Source organism: Stygiolobus sp. RP850M, assembly GCF_037389295.1.
In the GTDB taxonomy this organism is placed as follows: domain Archaea; phylum Thermoproteota; class Thermoprotei_A; order Sulfolobales; family Sulfolobaceae; genus Stygiolobus.
In genome coordinates, this window is the sequence record NZ_JBBHKU010000005.1 from 1 (window position 1) to 6,777 (window position 6,777).

Annotated in this window: 7 protein-coding genes and 1 pseudogene; 1 reads left to right on the forward strand and 7 read right to left on the reverse strand. The window is 34.2% G+C overall.

Translation table 11 applies throughout. The features are described from left to right. Positions 1 to 247 precede the first annotated feature (247 nt). From WIW52_RS00105 to WIW52_RS00135, 7 genes are all read right to left on the reverse strand, one after another. Positions 248 to 1,633, reverse strand: a complete 1,386-nt coding sequence (locus WIW52_RS00105) for an oligosaccharide flippase family protein (RefSeq protein WP_337707783.1) — start codon at positions 1,631 to 1,633, stop codon at positions 248 to 250. A 174-nt stretch (positions 1,634 to 1,807) separates the two neighbouring features. After that, positions 1,808 to 2,020, reverse strand: a complete 213-nt coding sequence (locus tag WIW52_RS00110) for a hypothetical protein (RefSeq protein WP_337707786.1) — start codon at positions 2,018 to 2,020, stop codon at positions 1,808 to 1,810. 461 nt (positions 2,021 to 2,481) lie between these two features. Then, entirely contained in the window at positions 2,482 to 2,709 is a 228-nt protein-coding gene (locus WIW52_RS00115) for a hypothetical protein (protein WP_337707788.1), read from the reverse strand. A gap of 467 nt (positions 2,710 to 3,176) precedes the next feature. Continuing rightward, entirely contained in the window at positions 3,177 to 3,341 is a 165-nt protein-coding gene (locus tag WIW52_RS00120) for a hypothetical protein (RefSeq protein ID WP_337707789.1), read from the reverse strand. Between the two features lie 220 nt (positions 3,342 to 3,561). Beyond that, positions 3,562 to 3,753, reverse strand: a complete 192-nt coding sequence (locus tag WIW52_RS00125) for a transposase (RefSeq protein WP_337707791.1) — start codon at positions 3,751 to 3,753, stop codon at positions 3,562 to 3,564. Between the two features lie 479 nt (positions 3,754 to 4,232). Beyond that, the gene (locus WIW52_RS00130) at positions 4,233 to 5,096 is read right to left on the reverse strand and encodes an FkbM family methyltransferase (protein WP_337707792.1); all 864 of its coding nucleotides are present in this window, start codon (positions 5,094 to 5,096) and stop codon (positions 4,233 to 4,235) included. A gap of 129 nt (positions 5,097 to 5,225) precedes the next feature. After that, complete coding sequence (locus tag WIW52_RS00135; protein ID WP_337707794.1) at positions 5,226 to 6,254, reverse strand: glycosyltransferase family 4 protein; 1,029 nt, start codon at positions 6,252 to 6,254, stop codon at positions 5,226 to 5,228. A gap of 296 nt (positions 6,255 to 6,550) precedes the next feature. Between WIW52_RS00135 and WIW52_RS00140 the strand changes: the two are divergent. Continuing rightward, a pseudogene (locus WIW52_RS00140) lies at positions 6,551 to 6,658 on the forward strand (IS256 family transposase); the annotation flags it as partial. Between the last annotated feature and the right edge of the window lie 119 nt (positions 6,659 to 6,777).

Consider the following 6,777-nt stretch of genomic DNA (forward strand, 5'->3'; position numbering starts at 1 on the left):
GTATTGCTAACTTAACGTAATTTGGGAAAAGGAGGACTAAGAAAAATTGTAAGGCCAGGAAAGAGAATGAGAGGAATTTCCCTATGACCTCCTTATCAATCTTATAACAGAGCGTATAAATGGTAATATACCAAAGGAGTTTTGTCTGCTCTTATTTGTCGTATAATGTTCTCTTTTGATTTTAATATTTAACAAAGCTCGCTATATAGCAGCTGTTGGCTAGTAGAAACTTAACTATCAGACTCTTTCACTGCCTCGCGATTAAATAAAGAATCCTGGTTATCCTCTTTAAACTATAGGGAGTAAAGCCTTCAATTACCTTAACTTCCTCATTACCTATTATTCCTAACAATTTGAAACCCAAAAGAACTACTATTAATATAACTTCCCACCAATTTGTCAAAGCTAAAAAAGAAAAACCTATTAACGCAAGACTTGCAATTTCCCTCCTTTCCATTTTGAATACACCTTGGAAATGAGAAAAGAGTAAGTAGAGGAGTGAAGTAATAATCGCGTTAAAAGCTTGAGCAATTGCCGCTCCGTAGATACCTATCCTAGGAATAAGATAATAAGACACTCCTACAACCTCTGCTGCGCTAATAATGCCTATAATTATGAAAGGTCTATAATTCTTTTTTGCGGCTATCATAAAAGTCGATAAGAGTTGTAACGGCATCGTTGAAGTTAAGGACAGAATTAACAACTGCATTGAAGGAATACCCGGCACGTATTGAGGGAAAAACTTCGAAATGAAAAGAGGGGAAATAGCGTAACCTAAGATAGCCATGGGTAGGGAAATTAGAGTCACAATTCTAAAGCTAATCGAGGAAATCTCTTTCATGTCCCTTCCCTTTGTGTAATAGTACGTCGAGGAGGGGAGAAGAGAAGAAGAGAAAGACAAGGTAAGCATTGATGGAACAACTGCAGCTAAGGCTACTAACTGGTATATACCCAGATAATAGGAGCCTAGAAGGAAAGCAGTAACTACTCTGTCCCCTTGACCAGAAATGAAATAAACGATACCGGTTAAGTATATAGGAAAACCTACCTTTGCAATTTCCTTAAATGTAGCCTTGTCAAAAGAAAACTTGAATGGGAGGTAAATTTGATAGTATACAGCTTTCATTACGGCCCCTAAAGTCCAAATCAAAATTAGGAGCTCTACACTATGGTAGAAAATTGCCAATATCGAAAAACCCCACCTGGAAATAGTGAAAACTGCATTACCTACATTAACTTCAGTAAACTTACCTAAGCCCGTTAATAATTGGCCTTGATAGTTTGTGAAAAGATAGAGCACGAAATAGGGGATAGACATCCATAAATATGACGAAAAGAACAAGAGGAGAAGGAGGAGGGGAGATACTAGGAGAGAGTAAGAAAGGGATGTGTAGACGATCTTATCATAACCTTGAGAGGAAGCGTAAGAATGTGAAACTTCTCTGGTAACTAACTGGTATGGGAGGATAGAGAAAAATGCTCCAGTTATGGTCTCCATAAGTTGAATTATTGCAACTTTTCCTACAAAGGATGGAGTAGCTAAGTGCCCCGCTACAAGGAAGAATGCTAATGCAAGAACTGAGTTAAATAACGTTGTGGAAAGGAATTTCAGTGCCCCACTTAATGGATTCACATAGTGTAAATACTGTGGAAATTTTTAAAGGTTTAGGTATAAAAAGTAGTTAAGCTTTGTGTTTAAAGATAGATTTTATATGGTTATTTATTCAATTAAAAACTATATTGAAGTATTAAATAAAATAATTTTTATCATTTATAATTATATACATTTTACTATTAGTACCAAAAATTAGCTAAATTGAATAATAAGTTTATCATTTTTGTATACCTTTAAAATCCATATAGGTTTATCCTCATAGTCTACATTGAACCCTGATTTTCTCAAAATGTCTGGAAGATCCTTAAGGTAATCATGAGACTCTAAGATTATATTTTCTATCCTATTTAATATGTCTACGAGAAGATCTCTTAACACAGTGTATTCGCATCCTTCGCAGTCCATCTTAAATAAGAATATAGTATCAATATTATTTTTTAATTATAGATGTAAGAGATATTGTAGGCACTTTTTAATCTTTTGCTCAAATTTCATTCCAGATCCAATAATGTAAAGAGAAGAGTTGACAGTATTTGCAGCAGGATTGTCTGAAGAAATAATAAATTCTGTATATCCCTCATAATTAGCTAATGCATATGGTAATGAAAATACCTGACTTTCTAGATTATTAATTTTTATATTGTATTTTCCAAGTTCATAAGACTCGGGAAAAGGCTCCAATGCAATAACTTTTTCTGCCCCTTTAATTGCGAAAAATCTTCATTATAAGCGCCTACATCTAAAATAACTCCTCTAAATGATTTGCCGTGGATTTTCCGTTCATATATTTCGTCTAAATGTATAATGTCCGCTCCGTTCTTAGTTCTGATATTTAAGCGTATTTCTTTACATAAAATAATGTTATTCTAATATGCTTCCTTAACTTTCCATCCTCTTTTTAACAACTTAAGAAGAACATATAGATCGTAAGCACTCCTTAAAAATATCTTAAGATTGTCTTTCAGCTCGACTTCTAGAGTATTAACTCTTTTATTGGTCACTGTAAGATACAAAATATCAAACCAATTATTAACAAATCGTAATGATAATCGCGTAAACCTCATAGATTTGCCTAGTTTGTTAATTAATCCCATGGTTCTTTTCATATAATTTTCTTTATTTAAGCCTTTTGTTAGTATTTTTACTTTTAGTGTTAGACTTTATGGGCGATTTAGGACTCCATTCCGATTTCTATGTGTTTCTATAGGATGAAAGTGACTTAATTGATCCTACATTAGTACATTGAAAGGGGACGAGCGCTAGATCATACTATAAGATGTCTATCCAATCACGTGACGCTATCCAACTTGAGCAAAATTGAAAAATTATCTTAATTATAATATTTCTTACGATAATATTACTCATTATATTCAACTATAAAAGATTATATAATATATACATTAACAGGTATTATACAAATAATTGTATGATTTTGTTATACTCATAACTAAAACTATAAGTAAGCCCTGTTAATTAACTAGCACCCATGTCCTAATCCTCGTCAATATTACTTCAAGATCACGATATAGGACAAGGAAGAAGACCTCTATCACAGCACCCCTCAAAGTCGTTGCCGAAGCCTTACCTTCCTAATCTTAACCCCCTCAACTGGAAGCCTAGCATAACTAACACCCTTAACCAAGATGTCCTCCTTAGAAGCCCAAGCCCTAACAGCCAAGAGCTTTACATTATCAAAGGAAAAGGCCAAATCACTTAAATTAGCCAAACCCAACCTTAAATAAAATTAGTCTTCCTTTCAACAAACCAAAGTAGGACTTACCATGCTTCCTACCCCAACTTCCTAGGTCCTGTAAAGTACTTAGGCTTAGAAACAGTATAATTCATTAGGAGAAAATCGTCGTTAAATTTCATCTCCTCAATGTCAAGTGAGGTCTTCTCTAGATCCGTTTGAAAACTCCTCTTTCCCTCGCGGAAGAATGTATCTATTATGTGTAGTCCTTGAATTTGTCGTTTTCCCTTCCTACCTCAAGTTCGAAACCCCTTTCCTTATTCTCATTAATCACCTTGTCTAGGGCCTTGTTGAGTTCATTCATTAGAATTGTCCAAATTGTTTCTCCCTCTTCAACGACTGTTTCTTGCAGGAGAAGAATGCTTTTTGGTGGGACTTTCTCGCCCAAGGATTTCGTAAACGTTTGTTATCCCCAATTTCTCCCTCTAACCAAGAGATATCGTAGACGAACTTGATTCTTTAAGGAGTAATGTAACGTCCCACTTGGGTTTCTTGGAGTAAGGTGACTCAAGTTTATCCCTAAACGTTTCCTATGGAGAGACTTTATCAACCTTGAGCAAAAGGTCTTTCTCGGTTGAAAGCGACTTCATAATATTATCTCATGCCAATTTCTCATTAATATTACTCATCAACTTCCAATTTTATCATCTTAGATAACGTCACATGATATCCGCACTCTTTCCCTTCTAGCGTTACTGATGTAGGATTAAGACACTTTCATCCATTAGAAACAAATAGAAATCGCAAAAGAGTTCTGAATCGCCCTAGGAAAAAAACCTAAAAATGTTACTATAGCTTAGATGATGCGTTTGGTGTTGGAGATAAAACACTCAGACAAGCTATATTCAGACAATCGATATTTTCTGTCTATCCAATTCTTCGCTTTTTACAGTACATTTTTCCCAATTTCTTAGATCCTATAACTTTACACTCGTAATCGCTAGATAATTTATTTAAAATAGAGGAATACGGAATTCCAGTTTTAATAGTGTGATATTCCAAGATAATGTTTTCAAAAACTGAGACATTATTATATTCGTTCAAGATTAAATCATATTCACAACCTTCACAATCAATCTTTAAAAGATATGGATCCTTAACGTAATCCAAGATTTTCTTAAGTGTAATCTTGGGTATTTTACATATTTCATTTGTATTTTCCTGATTAGAGGAAGTTGAATACGTTATAGAATCACTTATTTCGTAATTGCATGGTACTTCCATTTCACCCTCATTAGAACTAATTGCTGTATTTAAAGGTATAATTACGTTCCGAAGATTGTTTAGTTCAATATTTTTTAGTAACTCTGAATAGGCTGACGGCAAAGGTTCTATCGCAATAACTCTCTTCGCTCCATTAATTGCGAAATAAATTGAACTATCTCCTATATTAGCTCCAATATCTACAACTTCCCTGTCCTTGACTTCCATTTCATAATCTTTATTTTCAAATATTTCAATGACAGATACAGGGAGTCTTGTAAATTTTATACCATTTTTCTCAAAATACCCTACTCTAATTTCCCAGTTGTACAAGAGTGCTAAAATGTAATCACCAATTAATTCGTTCCTCTCAATTTTAGCGATTTTACCATTTATTTCAATAGCATTATCGTAAATACTAAAGCTCTTTATCTTACCTTCATAACAATTCTTAAGAAAATAATAATAATGCCCAGTTGAAAATACTTTAATACTCACTTTACCTTTACCTTTTTTTAATGTAATCACAGGAGGATAATGAAAGTACTTAATTCTAAGAAGTTGAAAGATAGTAGATACCCAATTGTCTAAGCATTTTCTTTGCGATAAGACTAATTTAAATAGCTCTAACACATATCAAAGCTTTTAAAAACAATATTAATGATTTTTGCTCATTATCTTATATATTGCTTCCCTTTCCGTGTTAGCTGCCCTATCCCAGCTTAAGGTTTTTGCAAACTCTCTACTCTTCATTCCTATCTCCTTTCTAAGGTTCTTGTCCTTTAACAACTTAACTATTTCATCGGCGAATGCGTTAACATCATCAAATTTTACTTTTACAGCCGCTGGGTATCTCTTACTCCAAGGTAAATCCCAAGTTACGACTGGTAAACTTGAAGCTAAGGCCTCAGCTACTGCTAAGGCAAAGCCTTCATACAAAGAGGGGAAAACAAAGACTTTAGACTTTGCGAGCAAATCAATTTTCTCTCTTTCACTCACGAAACCATAATAAACGGAATTTTTAGGAATTTCGCTCCATCCTTTTCCTATAATACATAGTTTAGCGTCAATTTTCTCATTAACTTTATCCCATATTTGAAATAAATATTTTGAACCTTTCCTCTCGCCGTAATTTCCTACAAAAATTCCGTCGCATATTTTCTCCTCTGATGTGTAATAATCCTCGACATTAACGCCATTAGTTGAAGTTAAAATAACCTTGTTAGGAAAGAGACTTTTTAGTTCCTCATATACTTCAGGATTATCTAAACAAACGATTCCATTACTTTTTGCAATGACAGTACGCAAGAACCTGCTTCCTCTAATCTCTTCAGTAACATGATGAACTACCACAATAAAAGGTTTTCGAGAAAATAGGGATACTAACCACGTATAATAAACGCTCAATGAATACTCACTATAGCTTATTAAGACGTCTACTTTCCTAGCGTGTTTAAGGCAATTTAAGAATCCTTTCAAGTAGGTTTTCTTATCAGTACTTGAGGAACTAACTAAGTGAAATTTTGAAACTAAAGGAGATATTTCTGGATCTACTTGTGGCAAAGTTCTTTCATCCACACATAAATAAACTTCTTCTCCTATTCTGCTGTAAACTTCTAACGTTCTCCTCATTCCACCAAGGAATTCCTTACCAAACCTCATCGGAGGTGATATTAAAATCCTCATTGGTATTGTTTCTAAGTTACAATATAATAAGAATTCTGTCTTCTTTACACATATATTTGCTCATCGATAAGCGTACTTATCTACCGCGGATGACATCTTCTAAAATGATGCATCAGTAATCATCTTGTAAATTTATTTTAGTCTTATGTACGTGAAGCTAACTAATTAATTTAGCGCCAACATAATAGGGCGATTTAGGGCTCCATTGCGATTTCTATTTATTTCTATAGAATGAAAGTGACTTAATTGATCCTACATCAGTAACACTAAAAAGGGGACGAGCACTAGGTCATACCATGAGACTCTCATTCAATCACGTGGTGACCTCGCTCGTCCCCGAGTTACTTGGGAAGGACGCGCTATTAAATGAAACGGTGGCTGAGATCGAGAGGAGGGCTCTAGACGGTAGACCCAAAATCATATTAGAAAAAATATTTCTGATAGGATAATATCTAATCCATAAAAAATAATGGAATTTATAAGAGTGTAAAGAATTGAAGAAAAGGTTTAAGGTGAGGGAGAC